Below are 18935 nucleotides of genomic sequence, written 5' to 3'. Positions count from 1 at the left end.
CATGGCCATCGTGCTCAATCGACGCGCACTGCTCGAGGCCGCCGGCATGGCCGTGCTGGCGATGCCCGCACTCGAACTCACGGCGCCGCGCCGCGCTCGCGCGGGTGGGGCCGGCGCCATCAAGCGCTTCGTGCTGATGTACTGCGGGCTCTCGACCGGCCGCGACGGGGAGGGGCAGCTCATCGTGCCCAACGCGACCGGGGCCGGCTACGACCTGCCGCGTTCGTTGATGCCGCTGGGTACCGACGCGCTGCCGTACGGGGGCAGCGGCTTCGATGTGCGGGACGAGGTCTCGGTGATCAGCGGGCTGACGATCCCGTGGGCGGACTCGGCCGGTGCCACCCCGCCGCCGGGCGGGCGCTCGCGCGAGTTCCACTACAACTCCGTGGGCCCTTCGGTCTCGGGCATGCGCGGCGAGTCGTTCCGCTACAACCCCGCCAATGGTCCATCGGCGGATCAGCTGGTCGCCGATGCGATCGCCGGTGACACCGTGCATCGCCTGCTCAGCTACCGCGTGCAGGCCGTCAACTACGTCGGCGCCAACGGTGGCGTCGGAGACTCGGCGAGGGTCTCGTGGTACGCCGACGGTGGCGGGAACATCGTCGGCGTCGATCCCATCGCGAGTCCGCGACTGGCGTATCAGTCGCTCTTCAGCGGCTTCGTGCCGCCCGATCCCGCGGACGCCCTCGCTGCGCAGCGCCTGCTCTCGCGACGGCGCAGCGTGCTGGATACGCTGCGCGTGCGTACGCAGGCCCTCTTGCCACGCATGTCGGGCTACGATCGCATGCGCATGCAGCAGCACTTCGACGAGCTCGCGGCGTTCGAGGCCCGCCTCGATGCGATGCCGCCGCCGACCACCGGTGCGTGCGAGCTGCCGACCGACCCTGGCGAGGACCCAGCGATTGGCGACCCCCACGGCACCACCGCCGAGGGCAACCTCGACTACGACCAGACTGCCGGCTACAGCGGCGAGGACGAGCGTGCGACCGCAATGGTCGACATGATCCGCATGGCATTCGCGTGCGACCTCTCGCGCGTGGTCTCGCTGCGCATGACGATGGACCAGACCTTCCTCAACATGCTGCCGCTGTCGGGAGCCGCCAGCGACATGCACGAGCTGAGTCACGGCGCGGTCACGGCCGACGATCACGCCGACGCAGTCGGGTGGCACATCAAGCACTTCGCCCGCCTGATCTCGCTGCTGCGAGATACCCAGGAGCTCGACGGCTCGTCGCTGCTCGATCACACCGCCGTCGTCATGCTCTTCGAGGGCGGCTACGGCTACGACCCCGAGTCCGACGCCGATGGCCACGCCCACTCGACCGAGAACATGGTTGCGCTGGTGGGTGGCCGCACCGGTGGGTTGATGCCAGGCGTGCACATCTCGGCGCCCGGCATGCATCCCGCCAACGCGGTGCTGACCGCAATGCAGGCGGCCGGCCTGCAGACCGACACCCTCGGTGAGATCAGCGGGGCAATCCCCGGTCTCATCGTATGAGCGCGACGCCGACGCTCGCGACGATCTTCGCCGCGCCCTCGCCGGCGCAGTTCTTCGACGAGGTGTTCGGTGTCAGGTGCCGGCACGTGGTCGGCGCGGTCCCGCCGCAGTGGACCAACGAGCGGGCCGCCCGCTGGCACGCGCGCGTCGACCTCGGGCCGGTCGACGCCGCATCGGTCGACGCGCTGGGAGTGCAACACCAGCACGCCTGCGCGCCCGATGCGATCGACGAGCGACTGAGCACCCAGCACACCATCTGCGCCGACGTGTCGCGGGACCCCGGACTCGCACCGCTGCTGGACGAGCTGGCCACCTGGGTGCCCTCCGCCAGTGAGCCGCCGTTCGCCAAGCTCTACGCCTCGCACGAACAGGCCGGCTTCGCGATGCACATGGATGCGCACCATGTCTTCGTGCTGCAGCTACGCGGGCACAAGCGCTGGACCGTGAGCGACGCGGTCGTCACCGCGCCGCTGTGTGGCGGCAAGCTGCTCGCAGGCCAGCCGGTGCACGTGTGGCCCCACGAGGGCGACCCTATCGTGGGCGATGACGGTGTGCCGCTGCAGGCCCCGAACCCTGCCGACCTGCGCGTGGTGGAGCTGGCGCCGGGCGATGGTCTGTACGTGCCACCGGGGGCATGGCACGCGACCGCAGCCCGCGGCGAGAGTCTGGCGATCAGCATGAGCCCCGGGCGTGCGCCGCTGTTGCGCGTGGTCATGGCGCTGCTCGAACAGGAGCTCGTGCGCCGCCCTGCATGGCGACGCGACCTGGTGCGGGGGCCCGCGGGCGCGGGCCTGGTGGCAGCGTCCATTCGTCGCGCGCTCGATCACGCCGTGTCGGAGCTTCGCGCCGTGGTCCACGAGGTCGACGGTGTGCTCCTGCAGCGCGCGTGGGCGATGACTGCGTTCGCACGACTGCAGGCGGCGCAGCTGGCTGCGCGCGGGGAGGTGCGGCGTAGCAGTGTGCTCGTGCACGCCGACCCTCGCGGGTTCGTGCTCGTCGTGGGCGACCAGGCCTGCCACGTGTCGTTCGCCGGCGGCGAGATCGAGCTGCCGTTGGTGGCGCAGCGCTTCCTGGTCGCACTTGGGGCCCACCCGCGCGTGCGCGCCGACGAGGTGCTGAGCTGGGATCCCGCGCTCGACTGGGACGGTGCGCGCGAGCTACTCCAGGCGCTGGTGGATCTCGGTGTGCTGGCGATGGCCGACGCCGGCGACCGTCGCTAGAACCGGCCCGAGATCGCGACACTGACCTGGGTGCGATCGCCACGCATGCCCATGCGCAGGCGTCGTTGCTTCGCGGCACCGAAGCCGATCAGGGTCGCGCCGACGCCCAGCAACAACGCACCGCCGATCGCGAGTCCGGTCGCGACCGCGGGGCGCGGCGCGTTGGAGCAGTCGTCGAGGCCGAACATGCACGGTGGCTTGTTGTGCTCGACGCCGGCGGCGATGAGCATGACCAGCGCGCCGACGCCTGCGACCGAGCCGGCAGCGATCATCGTCTGCGCACGCGCGAGCTTGCGCTCGCTGTCATCGAGGTCGTAGGTCACCGGCTCGCTCGCCGCGACGTCGGCGTCGTCGGGCGCGTCTTGCTGCTCCCACGCGCTGCGAAACGGCGCGATCGCGGCGTCCTCGGCGGCGTCGGCCTGCGTCGAGGTCTCGGTGCTGGCCTCGGTGGTGGCCTCGGTGGTGGCCTCGCTCGTCGGGCTGTCGCCGGGACTCGCCGTCGCCTCGTCGGTGGTCGGCGCTGCGGCAGCGTCGGTCGGCGTCGTCGGCTCAGGCGCCGGCGTTGCCGTGTCGGTCGGTGCCGGGCTCGGCGTCGCCGCGGGCGGGGCGGTGTGGGGCCGCTGCACCTGCACGGGGTCCTGTGCCATCGCGTGGGACGGCGCCGCCAGTGCGGCCGCGCAGGCCACCGCGCTCAACGAACGAATCCAAGTGTCGTGTCCCATCCTTCGAGCCCTCCGCGATGCGAACGTCAGTCGAACACGCCCATCAGATCCGACAGCTGGTAGTCGAAGGCCAGCGCGAGCACCAGCAGCGACAGTCCCACGAACAGCAGCATGACGAGGATCCACGTGCCCCACCGCGAGCCTACGCGGTGATCCTCGACCGCGTCGATGCGCGAGGGATCATCTGCGAGCCGGCCGCTGAACGCGTCGCTCTGGCCTGAGCCCTGGTCGGGGCGGCCGACCGGCCCGAAGTCGACGAACGACGGTGCAGACCCCACCTGGGCGCCGACCGGGCCGCCACCGGGGTTGCCCACGGCGCCGAAGTCGACGAACGAGGGCGCGGAGGCGGGGGCCGGCCGCGCAGGCGACCGGACCTGGGCGGGCGCCACCACGGCCGCGGCCACCGGCGGCGCGGCCGGGGGCGGTGCGGCGACCGGCGGCTGCGGCACGCTCGGCGGGGCCGGTGCGGCTGCGGCCTCGTCGGGCTCGAGCAACGGTCGCGCGAACGACCCCGAGGCGATGGTCGGTGCCGAGCCGATGTTCATGCTCTGCTCCGGTGAGCTGGCGCCGCGCGGTGACACGGTCGCGCCGACCAAGGTGGGCTGCGACGCGGGGCGCTCGACCAAGCGAAACTCGGTCTCGCCGATGCGGAACTCGTCGCCGTCGGCGAGCGCCGCCCGCGAGATCTTCTGCCCGCGCAGGAACACGCCGCCGTGGCTGTCCTCGTCGACGAGCACCCAGCGGCCGTTCTCGTGCAGCACGCGGGCGTGCAGACGCGATGCGGACTGCTCGAGCAGGACGATGTCGCAGTCGTCGGCGCGGCCGATCGTCACGATGTCTCCGCCCAGCACGAACACCTGCTCGCCACGGCCGATGATCGGCGAGTGGATGCGCAGGATGGGATGCGTGGTCGCTGCGGTGTTCACGTCGTGGCAGCGAGAGTAACAGGCCCGCGCTGGCGACGCTCGATCGCCGCGCCGCGCCCGCGCGTGCCCGTGCGTGTGGCCCCCGCCCGGACGCACCCGCCGGACGGCCTTCGCCACCGGCGACATTCGCCCCGGCTGCCGCCGTTCAAGCTGCAGTGCCACCCGGCCGATGCACGCAGACAGGACTGATGCCGATCGCCGAGCCATCGCAGGTCACGTCGCGCGTGCGGCTGCGCGTCGTCGATCGCGGTGAGTTCACGCCGATCGTTCTCATCGGTGCGAGCGCGGACGCGTCGACGCTGCACGAGGCCCAGGCGGTGCTGGAACGCCCGCGGGTCGAGCTGGTGGTGGGCGTCGATCACGACGTCGAGCCGCTGCGCGAGGCCGTCGCGATGGCGGAGAGTCCAACGCTGTTCGTCCTGTGTCGCACCGTCAACTTCGGTGCCGCCAAGGCCCGCCCCGCGGTCGAGTGCTTCACCGGGCGTCGTGCCGCCGGTCATCGCCTGCTGGTCGTGGAGCTGGAGCCGCGCCGCGGCACGCGGTGGCTGGGCACCGTCCGCGCGGCCGCTGCCGCGCTGACGCGGGCGCAGGTCGAGCCCAGCACCTCGATCGGGATCGCCGGCATGCGCGACAGCGGTGGCGAGAGCCTCTGCGCCGGCGAGACCTCGACGGATCGCGACGCGACCGCCGAGCCCACCGGTACCGTGGTGCCGCTGGTGCTGACCCGCGAGCGCATCCGCGGCGACGACGAGCGCGGCGCGCAGCGGTGGTTGCGTGACGATGTCGGTCCGATCCCGGCGCACGTGCGCCCACCAGGCTCGCCGACCAGCGCCGGCACCACGGTGGTCGAACGCATCTTGCGCGACACGCTCGACGACGGCCCCGCGGCGGTGAGCGACGCGTTGCTCAGCTTCGAGCCGGCCGCCAACGATGCCGGCGCGGCGCACCACAGCCACGTCGCGTTGGTCGGCGCCACGGCCGACGACTCACCACGGATGCGCCTGCTCGCGCTCGCCGTGGTGATCGCCATCGTGACGGCGTTCGCCGTGTTACCGCTGGTGGGATGACGCGCTCGCGTCGGGTTCTAGTACCTCGACACAGCGATTGTGATGGGTCAGAACGCCGTCATGGCCGCGACTCCGCAAGGCGCCGTGCCGCCGGAATACCGGGCGTATTTCAAGGTGCGGCAACGCAGCGAGGCGCGGTCAGGGCGGTGTTATGGCCCGTCACAATCGCTGTGTCGAGGTACTAGCCGCGACTCAGCACTTGCCGGCCTTGAGCTTGTCCTTCTTGAGGCACCAGCGGCCGAGCTCGGCCTGGGTCTCGCCGGGGCCGGCGAAGCGCTTGCCGCCGGTGAACACCACCTCGCAGCTCTTCGGGGCCGCCGCCAGCGGCTCGCTGGTGAAGGCCTGGCCGGTGATGCGGGTGGTCTCGCCGGGCGCGAGGTAATAGAGATCGACGCCCATCACCCAGGTCTTCTCGACCCGCTCGGCGCTGCCGACCTTGCAGGTGACGTGGGCGTCGATGCCCGACTGCTGGTCGACCGGGGTCTTGATCGTGACGTCGGCCTGGATCTTCGCGTTGAAGGTGTTGGCCGCGCCGCCGTAGGGTGCGGCGAGCTCGAGCTTGACGCCGTCGACGGTGACCGAGCCGGCCGCGAGCAGGGTCGGGGTTGCGGCCGCGGGGGCGGCGGGATCGCAGGCGCCCTCGTTGATCTTGGCGTCGCGCCAGCACACCTGCTTGAGCCGGGTCTCCTCGTACTCGCCCCAGCTGCCGGTCTTCTGCTTCCACAGCGCGAACGTCACGTCGCACAGGCTGAGCGGATCGGTGAACGCGAAGCCCTGCGACCAGAAGTGCGTGCTCGTGCGCAGCACCGACTCGCCCGATTCGTACTTGAACGGACCGGCGAACATCGGCGCGAACTGGACGTCGACGAACTTCTGCGTGCCGACGGTGCAGGTCGCCTTGGTCGTGATGCGTGCGCTGTCATCGACCGGCGTGTTGATCTGCAGCACCTCGGACAGCTGTAGGCCCTGACTGCTGCCGTAGCCCGTCGTGGCCTTGGCGGTGACGTCGGCGACCTCGATGGGCTGGCTCGCACCCGACATCGCGGCGGCGGCGATCGGCGGCTCGCATGGGCCTTCCTTGGTCGCACTGCCGTCGAAGCATGCGGTCTTGAGCGGCACCGACACGCCGCCGCTGCCCGAGCCGAGCCGGAATTCCATCTGGCACGGCGACATCGCGGCGTCGGCCCCTTGCGTATAGACCTGGCCCATCACCTCGGCGGTCTCGCCGGCGGTGTACTGATGCATCTGCTTGTCGTAGGTCGTGAGGTTGACCCACGCGACGTCGGCGACCAGCCGCGCGTCCTTCTTGCACACCGACTTCACGTGCACGAACGTGCCGGAGTTCAGCTGCTCGTTGAACTTGATCTTGGCGTTGATCTGCAGCGCGCCCGAGCTGCCCGAGAACATCCCGCCGGCACCCTTGATCTGGATTTCCGACAGCAGGACCGGCTTCTTCGCCTCTTCTTCGGCTTTCTTCTTGGCCTCTTCGTCTGCGGCGGCCTTCTGCTTGGCTTCTTCGTCTGCGGCGGCCTTCTTCTTGGCTTCTTCGTCTGCGGCGGCCTTCTTCTTGGCTTCTTCGTCCGCGGTGGCCTTCTTGGCGGCCTCTTCGTCGGCCTTCTTCTTGGCCTCTTCGTCGGCCTTCGCCTTGTCGGCGTCGGCCTTCTCGTCGCCCTTCTTGTCGTCGCAGGCGGTGGGCACCAGCATGCTGGCGAACAAGACGAGGGCGGCGCGGGCGGAGGGCGAGGTCGAGCGGGGGGACATGGGGGCCTAAACTTGGCAGAAGAGACGGTCGGGGGGGAAGCGGGTTGCGCTGCCACCGTCGGTCGGCCGTCCACGCCGCGAATCCGGGGCTTCAGGGCGTCGCCGGCTGTAGCTCGGCGTAGTCGGTGCCGAGCACGACCTTCGCGTCCCAGCCGCCCCCGGGGGAGGATCGCGCTCGGTACGTCGTGCGCCAGGCCCCGGGCGATCCGTTCGGCCAGCGTCGCGGCCCTCGGATCGCGCACCCTCACGTAGATCCGCGAGCTCGCGACCTGGGCGTGGTCGAGGTCGACCGCCGCGACCGGCATGCCGGCCTGCTCGAGCGCCCACGCGGCGCGGCGTAGCCGTCGTTGACCCGCGCCACCGTCGACGAGATACAGCTGCGGCCCCACGGCACGCACGAACCACCGCGCCTCCACCGTGCTCGTCGGCGCGACCACGCGCTCGGCCGCCGCGCTCGTGCGCAGCACGACGCGGCGCCCGTCGGGCGACCACTGGTAGGTGATCGTGCCGCGGTAGCTCGGTGACGCATCGGGCTCCCGTGCCGCCCACAACGCCTGAGGCGACATCCCCAGCGAGACCTCGAGCGCGTGCCAGCGCCCCTCGGCGTCGATCAGCTGCAGGACCAGCTGCGGCATCGGGGCGTCGTCGGGGGGCGCCGCGTTCATCGTCCACGAGAAGCTCGCGCCGGTGTCGGTCGGCGTGATCTCGAACTCGCTGCCCGCGGTGCGCACCTCGATCGCCGCCTCGATGCGGGCCTCGCCCACCGGCGGGCGCCCGCGGGGCTCGAGCATGGTCAGTCGCAAGCGGCGACGCGCCAGCTCCCACTCGTCGTAGGGCTCGGCCTCGGCGGCCTGTCGCGCGATGCGATCGCGGGACGCGATGCTGGCGTCGGCCTCGCGCTCGATCAGATACGACTCGAGCATCGCGCCCGACAGCGCGTCGTGCACCTGCAGCAGACGCAGGCGGTTGATCGGCGCGTCGGGGCGATCGCCGTACTGCGCGTCGATCACGAAGCGAGCTCCGTCGGCGCTCCAGCCCGCGAACGCCAGCGCCTGCGCGCTGAAGCTCGGCTGCGTCGGCAGCGGTCGCACCGGCAAGAGCAGCGTGGGCTCGTCCTGGGCCGGGGGCGGCAGCGCGTGCAGGTCGGGGATGCGCTCGTCTTCGCCGGTGGGATCGCGCGGTGGCTGCGGGGTCGAACCCTCCGCGCCGTGGAGCTCGTCGGGCCGAGGCTCGGCGGGGCCGCTGGTCGCGGTGGGTGGTTCCTCGGGCAGCACGACATTCGCGAGCTCCTGCTCCGGCGTCGGGTCTAGCCACAGCCACCACGTCGCAGCACCCGCCGCGAGCACGACCAGCGGCGCAACGAGCCATGGCCAACGTCGCGATCGCGCCGGCGCGGGCGAGGCGACCGGCGGTGCGCCTGCGGCCTCGCGCACGATCGGCGTCTCCTCGGAGGGCACCGACTCGACGCCGCTGGTGCTCGAGATCGTCGCTGCGCCGCCGAAGGTCGTGCCGAAGCCGGTCGCGATGCCAACCGACGCCGAGGGCGACGCATCGGTGAGCGTCGACTCGACCAGCTTGAGGTGTTGCGAGGTCGACTCCCAGCGCTCGCCCTTGGGCGGCAGCAACGACCGCTCGGTGCGGAGCCCGGCGTCGATGGCCTGCTCGAACGCCGCCCACGCCGCGCCGGCCTCCTCGAAGCGATCGCTCGGAGACCGCGTGACGCAGTGTGCGAACCAATCGTCGAACGCGGGCGGGATGGCGGCGCCCATGCCGAACTCGCGGGCCCGTACGGACGCCGGCTCGATGGGGCGGAACAACTGCTCGGCGAACAGCGCCTGCACGGTGAGGCGCTCGGCCCGGGCGGTGCGCCAGTACGACTGGCCGGTGAGGGCCCAGAACGCCAGCAGGCCCAGCGCCCAGATGTCGGTCTGTGAGCCGAGTGCCTCGTTGTTGATCTGCTCGGGCGCCATCCACAACGGCGAGCCCACGGTGCCGGTGAGGGTCGCGACCGACTTCGACTCCTGCGCGACCTTGGCGATGCCGAAGTCGAGGATCTTCACGGTGAACGCGGTGCCGGCGTGCAGTGGGTACGCGACGAAGATGTTCTCGGGCTTGAGGTCGCGGTGGATGACCTTGGCCGCGTGGGCGGCCGCCAGCCCGTGGCACAGCTGCCGCAGCAGCGCGCCGACTTCGTCGACCGACAGGTGTCCGCGGTGCTTCACCACCGCGGCGAGGTCTCCGCCATCGAGCAGCTCCATCACCAGGTACGGCAGCTCGGTGGTGCGATCGATGCCGGCGGCGATGACCTCGACCACGTGCTCGCTGGCGATCGAGGCGGCAACCGTCGCCTCACGGACGAAGCGTGCGCGACTGCGTTCGTCGTCGAGCAGGCGCCCGTGCACGACCTTGATCGCCCGGGGCTTGCGCGTGCTCAGCTGTTCGGCGCGATAGACCGAGCCCATGCCGCCCTCCGCCAGGGGCCCGATGATCCGGTAGTCGTCTGCGAAGACGGTCCCGATCGCGAGGCGAGGGGTCGACGCCATGCCGAAAAACAGTGTATCAGGGGGGCCAGTCGCCCGCGCCGACGTTCGTGGGGGAGCAAGATCCGTGGCCCTGCAAGTCTTCAACACTCGCACCCGTCGTCTCGAACCGTTCGTGCCCGCGGACCCCCACGTGGTGCGCATCTATACGTGCGGACTGACGGTGTATTCCGCGATGCACATCGGCCATGCGCGGACCTATTGCTTCTGGGACGTCTTCCGCCGCTACCTCGAGTACCGCGGCTACCACGTGCTCAGTGTCATCAACTACACCGACATCGACGATCGCATCATGGCGCGCGCCGGCGCCGACGGCACGCCGGGTGGATGGCTCGACGTCGCCGAGTCCGTGATCGCGACCTTCCGCCGCGACTGTCGCTCGCTGCGCATCAAGGACTATGCCGCGTACACCCGCGCAACCGACTTCGTCGACGCACAGATCGAGATGATCGCGCGGCTCATCGAGCGCGGCCACGCGTACGTCGTCGACGGCGAGGTCTTCTACGACGTGCAGAGCTTCCCGCGCTACGGCGAGCTGTCGGGCAACACCATCGATGGACAACAGGTCGGCGCCAGCGGCCGCGTGGGCGAGGACTTCGAGCGCAAGCGTCACCCCGCCGACTTCACGCTGTGGAAGCCCAGCACCGCCGAACAGCCGCGCTGGGAGACCGGGCATGCCGCGTGGCCGCAGGGCCGACCGGGTTGGCACATCGAGTGCTCGGCGATGAGCACTGCGATGCTGGGCGCGCACTTCGATGTGCACGGTGGCGCGGTCGACAACCTCTTCCCGCACCACGAGAACGAGGTCGCACAGTCCGAGCCGCTGTGCGGGCACCCGTGGGTCAGCTACTGGATGCACCCAGAGCACCTCGATCTGCGCGGCGTGAAGATGTCGAAGTCGCTCGGCAACGTGGTCGGCATCCCGCAGCTGCTCGAGGGCCACGGCTACGACGAGATCCGGTGGTTCTTCGCGAGCACGCACTATCGCACCAAGCTCGCGTTCACCCCCGACCTCGTGCTCGCGAGCGCCGAGGGCTTCAAGAAGATCACCCGCGCGCTGCAGTTCATGGCGCAGCGTCTGCGCGCGGTGGATGCGGACGCGCGGCGCGTGCCGGTGGCTGGGCGCTACGCCAGCTTGCGCGGGGCCGAGCACGGCGTCCCGCGGGAGCGCGAGACCTTCGAGTACGGCCACTTCGGTGCGGCTTCGCGCAGCTTCATGGATCGCTTCGTCGCAGCCATGGACGCCGACATGGGCTGCCCGCAGGCCACGGCCGCGATGTTCGACTACGTCTCGGCGTTGTTCGCCGGTGGCCTCGAAACCACCGAGGACCTGCCCAGCCTGATGGCCGCCTACCGGTGCCTCGCGCGGCACCTGTACGTGCTCGGGATCGAGGCCGTCGACGACGAGCTCTACCCCGAGCTGGCGGCGGAGTGCATGCCCGACGGGCGCAGGGCGGGTGACGAGCAGGTCGCTGGTTTCCGCGCGGCGATCGATCGCATGCTGGAGCTCCGCGCAGGAGCGCGCCGCAGCAAGGACTTCGCGCGCGCCGATCTCATCCGTGACCTGCTGAAGCGCGCAGGAATCGCCGTGGAAGACACGCCCAACGGTGCCCGGTGGGAGCTGACGCCGGGCGAATGACCATGGAGGCGCGTCGCGTCAGTCTGTGACATCGGGGGACACCGCAGCTCGCGAGCGCGTGCGTGACGAGCGAGTCGGTGTCCGAACGGTCGTACGGTCGCCACCTGCGAGCAGGCCGCAGGTGCCCTCGCAGTTTCCTCGGGACACCGCGCGGAACGGTGTTACGCTCGATCTTCGTGAGATTGCCGGCCAAGGCGGGTCTTCACGACGAGATCATCCGCGTCAGTATCGAGATCGGCGGAGAGTCCGGCGAAGACGGGTTGACCATGCGAGCGATTGCCAGTCGCCTCGGCATGAGTTCGACCGGCATCTACCAGCACTTCGACAGCAAGGCGTCGATTCTCCGCGAGGTGCGGTTCCACGGTGTCCGCATGTTGTTGGAGGTGCTGCAGGCGGCGATGCACCACGACGACGTCGCGACGCGGGTGCGCGAGATGTCGCTGGCGTACCTGCGGTTCGCGGGTGCGAACCGGTGGTTGTACGGTCTGTTGTTCGACGAGCCCGAGCTCGACTGGCACACGATGACGCCCGAGGACGTCGCGCGAGCGCGCGGCCCCATCGACGCCGCGCGTGCGACCTTCGTCGAGGGCGCACGGCAGGGCAGCCTGCGCGACGACGTCGACCCGCAGGAGGCTGCGCTGACGGTGTGGGCCTCGCTGCATGGCGCCGCGTCGCTGTTGTTGAGCGGCCGCCTGAGCTCGACGCATCCGATCTTCCCGGTGACCGATCTCGATCGCTTCAGCGAGATGTTCGTCGCCGGACTCATGCGCTCCATCGAGCCGCAGCGGTAGATCGCGCGGCGGCTCGCGGGTGGTCGGCCACGGGTGGTCGGTCGCAGCCCGTCGACGCGGCTTCCACGTAGTGGTGCCCACGCTCGCGACGCGATCGCAGCGAGCTTGCAACGCCGTTGGGCGCGCGGGCAGGTCACCGTGGGTCGGCCGACGTCGGATCCCCACCCACCGCCGCGTTGCAGGTGCGCGGTACCTCGGCGTCCGACGTGCACGGGGGCGGCGCGAAAGCGATTGCGAGCGCCGACGCGCGCGTGCAGCATCATGAGATGGTGTCGGTTCCGCGCGGCTACAACCACGACGTGCGCTACCGCGGGCAGGTCTTCCACGTCCAGTCCGAGGTCTCGGGTGGCGCCCGAGGCCACGCGTGCACGCAGCTGTTCGTGCGCGGGGCGGTGCTCGCCACGGAGCGCACCCCGCTGCGCGCAGCGATGGACGAGCGCGAGGTCCAAGCGGTGCTCCGCGCCCAGCACAAGGCCGTGCTGCGCGAGCTGTGCAAGGGGACCTTCGACGCCTGGCTCGCGCCCTCTGGCGAGTCTGCCAAGGCGCCGATCCCCGCACGCGCGCCGGTCGCTCCGCGCACGATGACGGTGCGGCGCCGAGGCGTCTCGCTCGAGCTGCGCGGCAGCGACGAGCCCGAGCACTGCGAGCTGGTCATCGAGGTCTGCAGTGCCCGCGAGACGCTCGCGGTCAAGCGCCTGGGCTACGAGCCGTGCGACAGCGTCGAGCACATCGATGCAGCGCTGGCCGAGGCGCTGGAATCGATGGCCGCGAAGATCCGCCGTGGCGGCCTCGACGTGCGACTGCCCGCCGGTTTCGTCTTCGTGCCGCCACCGATCCCGCCGTCGGCGGCCCGCTAGCCGCGCTCGACGTCGACCCGCTCGTCCTCGCCCGCACGTGACCGACGGCATCACCGCCCTGCTCGGGCCGACCAACACCGGCAAGACCCACCGCGCGGTCGAGCGCATGCTCGAGCATCGCACCGGCATGATGGGGCTGCCGCTGCGCCTGCTGGCGCGCGAGGTCTACGACCGCGTGACGGCCCGCATCGGCGAGCAGGCGGTTGCGCTCGTGACCGGTGAAGAGAAGCGCGTGCCCGCGCGACCGCGGTACTGGATCTGCACCGTCGAGTCGATGCCGGTGATGCGCGATGTGGACTTCGTCGCGGTCGACGAGGTGCAGCTCGCGACGCACCCGCAGCGAGGACACACCTTCACCGATCGTCTGCTGCACACCCGCGGGGTCCGCGAGACGTGGTTCATGGGCGCGGCCGCGATGGGTCCGATTGTCGAAGAGCTGCTGCCGACGGCGCGCATCCAGGACAACCCGCGCTTCTCCCGGCTGTCGTATGTCGGCACCCTGTCGATCGGCGCACTGCCACCGCGCACTGCGGTGGTCGCGTTCTCGGTCGCCGACGTCTACGACCTCGCCGAGCGCCTGCGACAGCGACACGGCGGCACCGCGGTGGTGACGGGCTCGCTGTCGCCGCGCACGCGCAACGCCCAGGTCGCGATGTACCAGGCGGGCGAGGTCGACTACATGGTCGCGACCGACGCGATCGGCATGGGCCTGAACCTCGAGATCGATCGCGTGGTGTTCGCGGCGCTGCACAAGTACGACGGCAGCGAGGTGCGGCCGCTCGACCTCGCCGAGCTGGGCCAGATCGCGGGTCGGGCGGGTCGCTACACCGCTGACGGTGGCTTCGGCACGCTGCGACCGCTGCCGGGGCTCGAGCCGCGGGTCGTGGCCGCGGTCGAACACCACGCCTTCGACAAGATCCGCCAGCTGGTGTGGCGCAACAGCGACCTCGACTTCGCGTCGATCGACGCCTTGATTGCGAGCCTCCGCCGCCGCTCGGGGCAGCGCATGCTGCGGCTGGTCGAGCGCGCCGACGACTTCGAAGCGCTGCTGCAGCTGGTTCGCAACGATGAGATCCGGGCCCGCGCGCGCACGCCCGAGGCGGTCGAGCTGCTGTGGGACGTGTGCCGCATCCCCGACTACCGCAAGCTCCTGCTCGAGAGCCACGTCCAGCTGCTCGCGGCGATCTACCTGCAGCTCACCGGTGCGAGCGAGCGCATCGAGCCCGACTGGATCGGTCAGCGCCTGCGGACGCTCGACTCGGTCGACGGCGACATCGATGTCCTCACCCATCGCATCTCGTTCATTCGCACGTGGACGTACGTGGCGCATCACGAGCGCTGGCTCGCCGACGCCGCCGGCTGGCAGGCACGCACCCGCGAGCTCGAGGACCGCTGCAGCGACGCGCTGCACCAACGGCTTGCCGAGCGCTTCGTCGCACGCCACCAGGAGGGGCACGTGCGGGTCGAGCGTCCGCGTCGCCCGCTGCCGGGCCAGCCGGAGCAGGCCCGCGCCGACGAGGATCATCCCTTCGCACGCCTGCGCGCGCTGCAGGTACCTGCGGGGCCGTCGTCGTCCACCGCCGCGCGCGGCGAGTGGTTCGATGCGGTCATCGAGGCCCCGCACGACGAGCTCGGCCTCGACGCAGCCGGGCACATCGTGCACGAGGGACGGGTGCTGGCCGAGCTCGTGCGCGGTGCGGGCCTGCTGCACCCCGAGCTGCGCTTGCTCGAACTCGGCGTCGGCGCGGGCGTGCGTGCGCGCCTGTTGCGACGGCTGCAGGCGTGGACGAAGGACGCGACCAGCGAGCTGCTCGCCCCGCTCGAGGCGGTCGCAACCGACGACGCCACGGTACCGTGGAGCCCGAGCGCGCGCGGTCTGCTGTACCAGCTCGAGCAGGGGCTCGGGACCCTCGACGCTCGCCCGCTGCGGGCCCAGCTCGAGCGGCTCCGGGGGCACGACCGCGAGCGGCTCGCGGCCGCGGGCGTGCAGCTGGGCGCCGAGGTCGTGCACGTGCCGTCGATGGCACGGCCGGCGCTGTTGCGACTGCGCGCCGCCCTGTGGCACGCGCAACACGGCCCGCGCGTGCGGGCGTCGGTGCCGGATGCCCACGCGGTGTCACTGGCGTGCGACGACGTCATCGACATCGCGTACTACCCCCACGTCGGCTACCTCGTGCGGGGGCCGCGGGCGATTCGCGCCGACGTGCTGCAGCGCGTCTACGACGAGCTGGTCGCGTTGCCCAGCGCAGGGCCGCTGCCGGCGGACCTCGGCGCACGCCTCGGCACGCGCAAGCGCGAGCTGCCGGCGGTGTTGCGCGCGCTCGGCTGGCGCGTACAGGGTGAGCAGCTGATCCGTGTTCGCGACGACGCCCGTGCGTCGTAACGCCGGGCTCACGCGCGGCCGCGGAGCATGCCGTTCCAGTACAGCTCGGGCAGGCCGTAGGCCTTGAGCGCCCACATGCTGTAGCGCTCCTGGGCCTGATCGAACGGGAAGCTCTCGCACGGCGTGCCGTCGTAGTCGAACTCCGCGAGGATGAGCTTGCCGTAGCCGGTCACCAGTGGACACGACGCGTAGCCGTCGTAGCTGGCGGTGAGTGGACGACCCTGCCGGTATGCCATGAGGTTCTCGACCAGCACCGGGGCCTGCTTGCGAATCGCCGCGCCGGTGCGCGAGGTCGGCAGGCTGCTGGCGTCGCCGAGCGCGAACACGTCCGGGTACCGCGTGTGCTGCAGCGTGTACTTGTCGACGTCGACCCAGCCCGCGGCGTTCGCCAGCGGGCTGCGCTTGACGAAGTCTGGCGCGCTCTGGGGCGGCACCACGTGCAGCAGGTCGTAGGCGATCACGTGCTCGTCACCGGTGTCGAGGTGCCGGAAGACCGCCTCGCGCTGGCTCGGGCGCACCGCCACGAGATCATGCCGGAAGCGGGTCTCGATCGCCTTGCGCTCGACGACCTCGTTCAGCGCAGCGGCGTACTTCTTCACGCCGAAGATCCCTGCCGCCGCCGATGCATAGATGATGCGCGAGCGCTGCCGCACGCCCCGCCGTCGCAGGTGCTCGTCGGCGAGGTACATGATCTTCTGCGGGGCGCCGGCGCACTTGATCGGTGTCGACGGGAAGGTGAACACTGCGTTGCCACCCTCGAAGCGCTCGAGGAATTTCCACGTGCTGTCGACGGAGTCCCAGCTGTAGTTGCTGCAGATGCCGTCCTTGCCGAGGTGGCCCTCGAGCCCCTCGATCTTCTGCCAGTCGAGCTGGATGCCCGGCGCCATCACCAGCTGCTCGTAGTGCAGCGTGAGCCCGCCGCGGGTGGTCACCGTGTGCGCGACCGGATCGATGTCGACCGCGGCGTCGCGGATCCACGTTGCGCCGCGCGGGATGTAGTCGGCTTCGGCGCGCCTGGTGACGCTGCGATCGAACACGCCCGCGCCGACCAGTGTCCACAGCGGCTGGTAGTCGTGGGTGCCGGACGGCTCGAGCACCGTGACCGCGGGGGCGTTGGGCTGCGCGCACAGGCGGGCGGCGACCGAGAGCCCGCCGGTGCCGCCGCCGATCACGAGAATGGAGTGCCGATGGTCCTGCGTCGTCATGGTCGCTCGTCCTTCTGCGCCGCCGTGGCGCGCTCGGGGATCGCTGCCGCGGTGGGGCGGTCTTGGCTGCGCCCGAAAGCTCGGGCGAAGCGAAGCAGGAAGCCGGTGGCACTGCGCATGTCGGGGTCGCCGAGCGCACGTAGCATGCCGAACGCACCGACGCCCTCGCCGGGCTCGGTGGCCGCCGTGCGCAGGGCCTCGCCGCTGCGCGCGAGCACGGCGATGACGTCGGGGTCGAGCATGCGCGAGGCGACGAGGGCGTGGAGCGCCGGCGCGCGCTCCATCGTGGTGCGCAGTAGCTCGAGCACGGCGTCGGAGGTGAGCAGCTCGAGCGCGGCCATCAGGTTGCCGAGCGCGCGATCGGGCTCGACACCCCGCGCCGCGAGCCGCCCGATCGCACCGTCGAGACTGTCGACGAGCATCGCGAGCGTGCCTGGCGCCGTCGGGGCCCACGCGAGCACGCGCTCGAGCGCCTGCAGCGTCGCGGGCTGGGTCGCACGCTCGAGCACGGCGAGCGACAGCCTCACGCGTTCGTCGAGGTCGATGCCCCGGGCGCGCGCCGTCTCGGCCGCGTGGTCGAGCGTGTCGGTGAGGCCGGCCAGGGTCCCGCCGATCGCACGGCGGCTCTGCTGCGCCGCGTCTTCGAGGCGATCGAGCCGCGCCTCGATGCGTGACAGCGCCTCGAGGATCGGCGACGTCGGGCTTGCCGGCGGCTTGCTGCCATGGGGAGCGATCGATGCGGTTGCTGCGTCCATGCGTGGCCTCGCCTGGGCCGCACCACAGCAACGCGCGTGCCAGGCGCGCGCACCGTGGCAGAATCGACGACGAGCCCGCGCGACGCGGCGCCGCTGCAACGCGTTGAAGCGCGACGTGTTTCACGGCCGCTACAGGCCGCGTCGTGCCGACGACGGGCACGCACCGCCTTCGTTTCGAAGGTGATGTGCGACGATGCGGCCGTGCGCGCTTCGCCCCCGACGCTCGCCGCTCGTCGCGGCCGTGCCCGCCGTCGGTGGACGACCGGGCTCGCGTCGCTCGGCTGCGCCGTGACGCTGTTGGTCGCGTGCCGCCGCGTGTCGTCGACGTTGTCCCCGGACGCAGCGCCAGCGGCGACGCATCCGGCCGCAGCGGCCGACGCCGCCGCGGCACCGGCCGCGACGTCGCCGTGCACGATCGTCGAGCTCGCCGGCGACGGCCGCGATCGCGAGCGCATCGACGAAACCCTCGCATCGCAGGGGGATGGTTTGCGCGAGTGCTACGCCCAGCTGTACGCGCGGCGCCCTGCCGCCGCCGGCGTCGCGAGGATCCAGTTCGCCATCGATCCGAGTGGCCTCGCAGGTGCGGCGCTGATGCAGACCTCGAGCGTCGGCGACGTGACCTTCAGCTACTGCCTCGCGGAGGCGCTGACGACGATCGCGTTCGCCGACATCGAGACCGGACACGCGATGTCGCAGACGGTCGTGACCTGCGACTTCGCAGTGCCGGCGGCTCGCGACGGGTGATACAGTCTTGCTCGACGCATATCGCGAGTGTCGCGGTGACCGGCGCGATTCGGCATCTCTACCTGTGACGCTGATCATGCGATCTCTGCACGGAAAACAGTGGTGGATCTTCTGCTGCTGCAGCGTCGCATCGGCGTGCAGCGATGGGGGCTTCGGCGGCGCGGCGGAGCAGGGCTGCCCGAAGGAGCTGCGCGAGATTTCGCCGGATGCGAGGTTCGGTGACGCGTCGAGCTGGGAAACGCCGCGTCAGGTGATCGAACTGCTCGAGCGTCCAGCGAGCGGTACGGTCACTTGGCTCCCGCTCGAGGACAGCGAATTCCTCGAGGTGCATGGGGCTTCGGGCACCACCACCTTCACTGCGCAGGCGAGCGCGGGGCCGCGGGTGCGACTCCGTGAGGGCATCGTGGGCAAGGGCGGGGTGCCCCAGCTTCGCATCGCTTGTCCGACCGAGTTCGTCTTCGACGTGTCGGTTCACATCGAGACGGCCGACGGCGCGCTCGTGGAGGATTGGCGTGGCGAGGGCACCTACGGGGTGACGGGGCACCTAGGAGCCGATGGCACTCTCGGTGTCGAGATCGATCCTCCGGCCGCTTTCGCGGGGACCCTCAGGGTCGCAGAGCGCTCTGGGGTCAGCGAAGCCTGGGAGGATCGCCAGCTCCGCATCTTCCTCACCTTCGCGACCTCCCGGCTCGACGTCGTGGGGATGAGCGGCGTCATGCAGTACTTCCTCGAGAACGGCGGCGACGGCGAGCTGTACGGCGTGAACACCACGATCGCCGAGTTCGCGCGGCCGGTCGAGGACACGTCCGGCGGATGAGCTTGCCCGC

At 71.0% G+C, this 18935-nt stretch carries 14 protein-coding genes; 9 read left to right on the top strand and 5 right to left on the bottom strand.

Annotated elements, in window-relative coordinates:
- The first annotated feature begins 1 nt into the window (after position 1).
- Positions 2-1498 (top strand): DUF1552 domain-containing protein, encoded by a 1497-nt coding sequence (locus tag IPH07_27830; protein MBK6921239.1) that lies wholly within the window; start codon positions 2-4, stop codon positions 1496-1498.
- Positions 1495-2718 (top strand): hypothetical protein, encoded by a 1224-nt coding sequence (locus tag IPH07_27825; GenBank protein MBK6921238.1) that lies wholly within the window; start codon positions 1495-1497, stop codon positions 2716-2718. The genes IPH07_27830 and IPH07_27825 overlap by 4 nt, the downstream gene beginning before the upstream one ends.
- Here IPH07_27825 and IPH07_27820 read toward each other — a convergent pair.
- Together IPH07_27820 and IPH07_27815 are read right to left on the bottom strand one after the other, a co-directional pair.
- Positions 2715-3440 (bottom strand): hypothetical protein, encoded by a 726-nt coding sequence (locus IPH07_27820; protein MBK6921237.1) that lies wholly within the window; start codon positions 3438-3440, stop codon positions 2715-2717. The two genes, IPH07_27825 and IPH07_27820, sit on opposite strands and share 4 nt — an antisense overlap.
- A gap of 26 nt (positions 3441-3466) precedes the next feature.
- Positions 3467-4366 (bottom strand): FHA domain-containing protein, encoded by a 900-nt coding sequence (locus IPH07_27815; GenBank protein ID MBK6921236.1) that lies wholly within the window; start codon positions 4364-4366, stop codon positions 3467-3469.
- Positions 4367-4554: 188 nt separating this feature from the next.
- Between IPH07_27815 and IPH07_27810 the strand changes: the two genes are divergently transcribed.
- The gene (locus IPH07_27810; protein ID MBK6921235.1) at positions 4555-5433 is read left to right on the top strand and encodes a hypothetical protein; all 879 of its coding nucleotides are present in this window, start codon (positions 4555-4557) and stop codon (positions 5431-5433) included.
- A 1343-nt stretch (positions 5434-6776) separates the two neighbouring features.
- Here IPH07_27810 and IPH07_27805 read toward each other — a convergent pair.
- A complete protein-coding gene (locus IPH07_27805; protein MBK6921234.1) occupies positions 6777-9737 on the bottom strand; it encodes a serine/threonine protein kinase in 2961 nt (986 codons plus the stop codon).
- Positions 9738-9801: 64 nt separating this feature from the next.
- On the opposite strand from IPH07_27805, the gene IPH07_27800 reads away from it, so the two are divergent.
- The 4 genes from IPH07_27800 (at position 9802) to IPH07_27785 (ending at position 15404) form a co-directional block, all read left to right on the top strand.
- A complete protein-coding gene (locus IPH07_27800; GenBank protein MBK6921233.1) occupies positions 9802-11373 on the top strand; it encodes a cysteine--tRNA ligase in 1572 nt (523 codons plus the stop codon).
- Between the two features lie 176 nt (positions 11374-11549).
- Complete coding sequence (locus IPH07_27795; protein MBK6921232.1) at positions 11550-12164, top strand: TetR/AcrR family transcriptional regulator; 615 nt, start codon at positions 11550-11552, stop codon at positions 12162-12164.
- Positions 12165-12430: 266 nt separating this feature from the next.
- Positions 12431-13021, top strand: coding sequence for a hypothetical protein (locus IPH07_27790; protein MBK6921231.1), 591 nt, complete (start codon positions 12431-12433; stop codon positions 13019-13021).
- 37 nt (positions 13022-13058) lie between these two features.
- The gene (locus IPH07_27785) at positions 13059-15404 is read left to right on the top strand and encodes a helicase (GenBank protein MBK6921230.1); all 2346 of its coding nucleotides are present in this window, start codon (positions 13059-13061) and stop codon (positions 15402-15404) included.
- An 8-nt stretch (positions 15405-15412) separates the two neighbouring features.
- Here the strand turns inward: IPH07_27785 and IPH07_27780 are convergent, their stop codons facing one another.
- Complete coding sequence (locus IPH07_27780) at positions 15413-16609, bottom strand: NAD(P)/FAD-dependent oxidoreductase (protein MBK6921229.1); 1197 nt, start codon at positions 16607-16609, stop codon at positions 15413-15415.
- Positions 16606-17364, bottom strand: a complete 759-nt coding sequence (locus IPH07_27775; protein ID MBK6921228.1) for a DUF1641 domain-containing protein — start codon at positions 17362-17364, stop codon at positions 16606-16608. The genes IPH07_27780 and IPH07_27775 overlap by 4 nt, the downstream gene beginning before the upstream one ends.
- A gap of 201 nt (positions 17365-17565) precedes the next feature.
- On the opposite strand from IPH07_27775, the gene IPH07_27770 reads away from it, so the two are divergent.
- On the top strand, positions 17566-18108 hold the full coding sequence (locus IPH07_27770) for an AgmX/PglI C-terminal domain-containing protein (GenBank protein MBK6921227.1): 543 nt from the start codon (positions 17566-17568) through the stop codon (positions 18106-18108).
- A gap of 7 nt (positions 18109-18115) precedes the next feature.
- Complete coding sequence (locus IPH07_27765) at positions 18116-18925, top strand: hypothetical protein (protein ID MBK6921226.1); 810 nt, start codon at positions 18116-18118, stop codon at positions 18923-18925.
- Positions 18926-18935: the final 10 nt, after the last annotated feature.

It is taken from the genome of Deltaproteobacteria bacterium, from assembly GCA_016709225.1.
Taxonomy (GTDB): domain Bacteria; phylum Myxococcota_A; class Polyangia; order Nannocystales; family Nannocystaceae; genus Xiheibacterium; species Xiheibacterium phototrophicum.
This window is presented reverse-complemented; position numbering and strand designations above follow the sequence as displayed.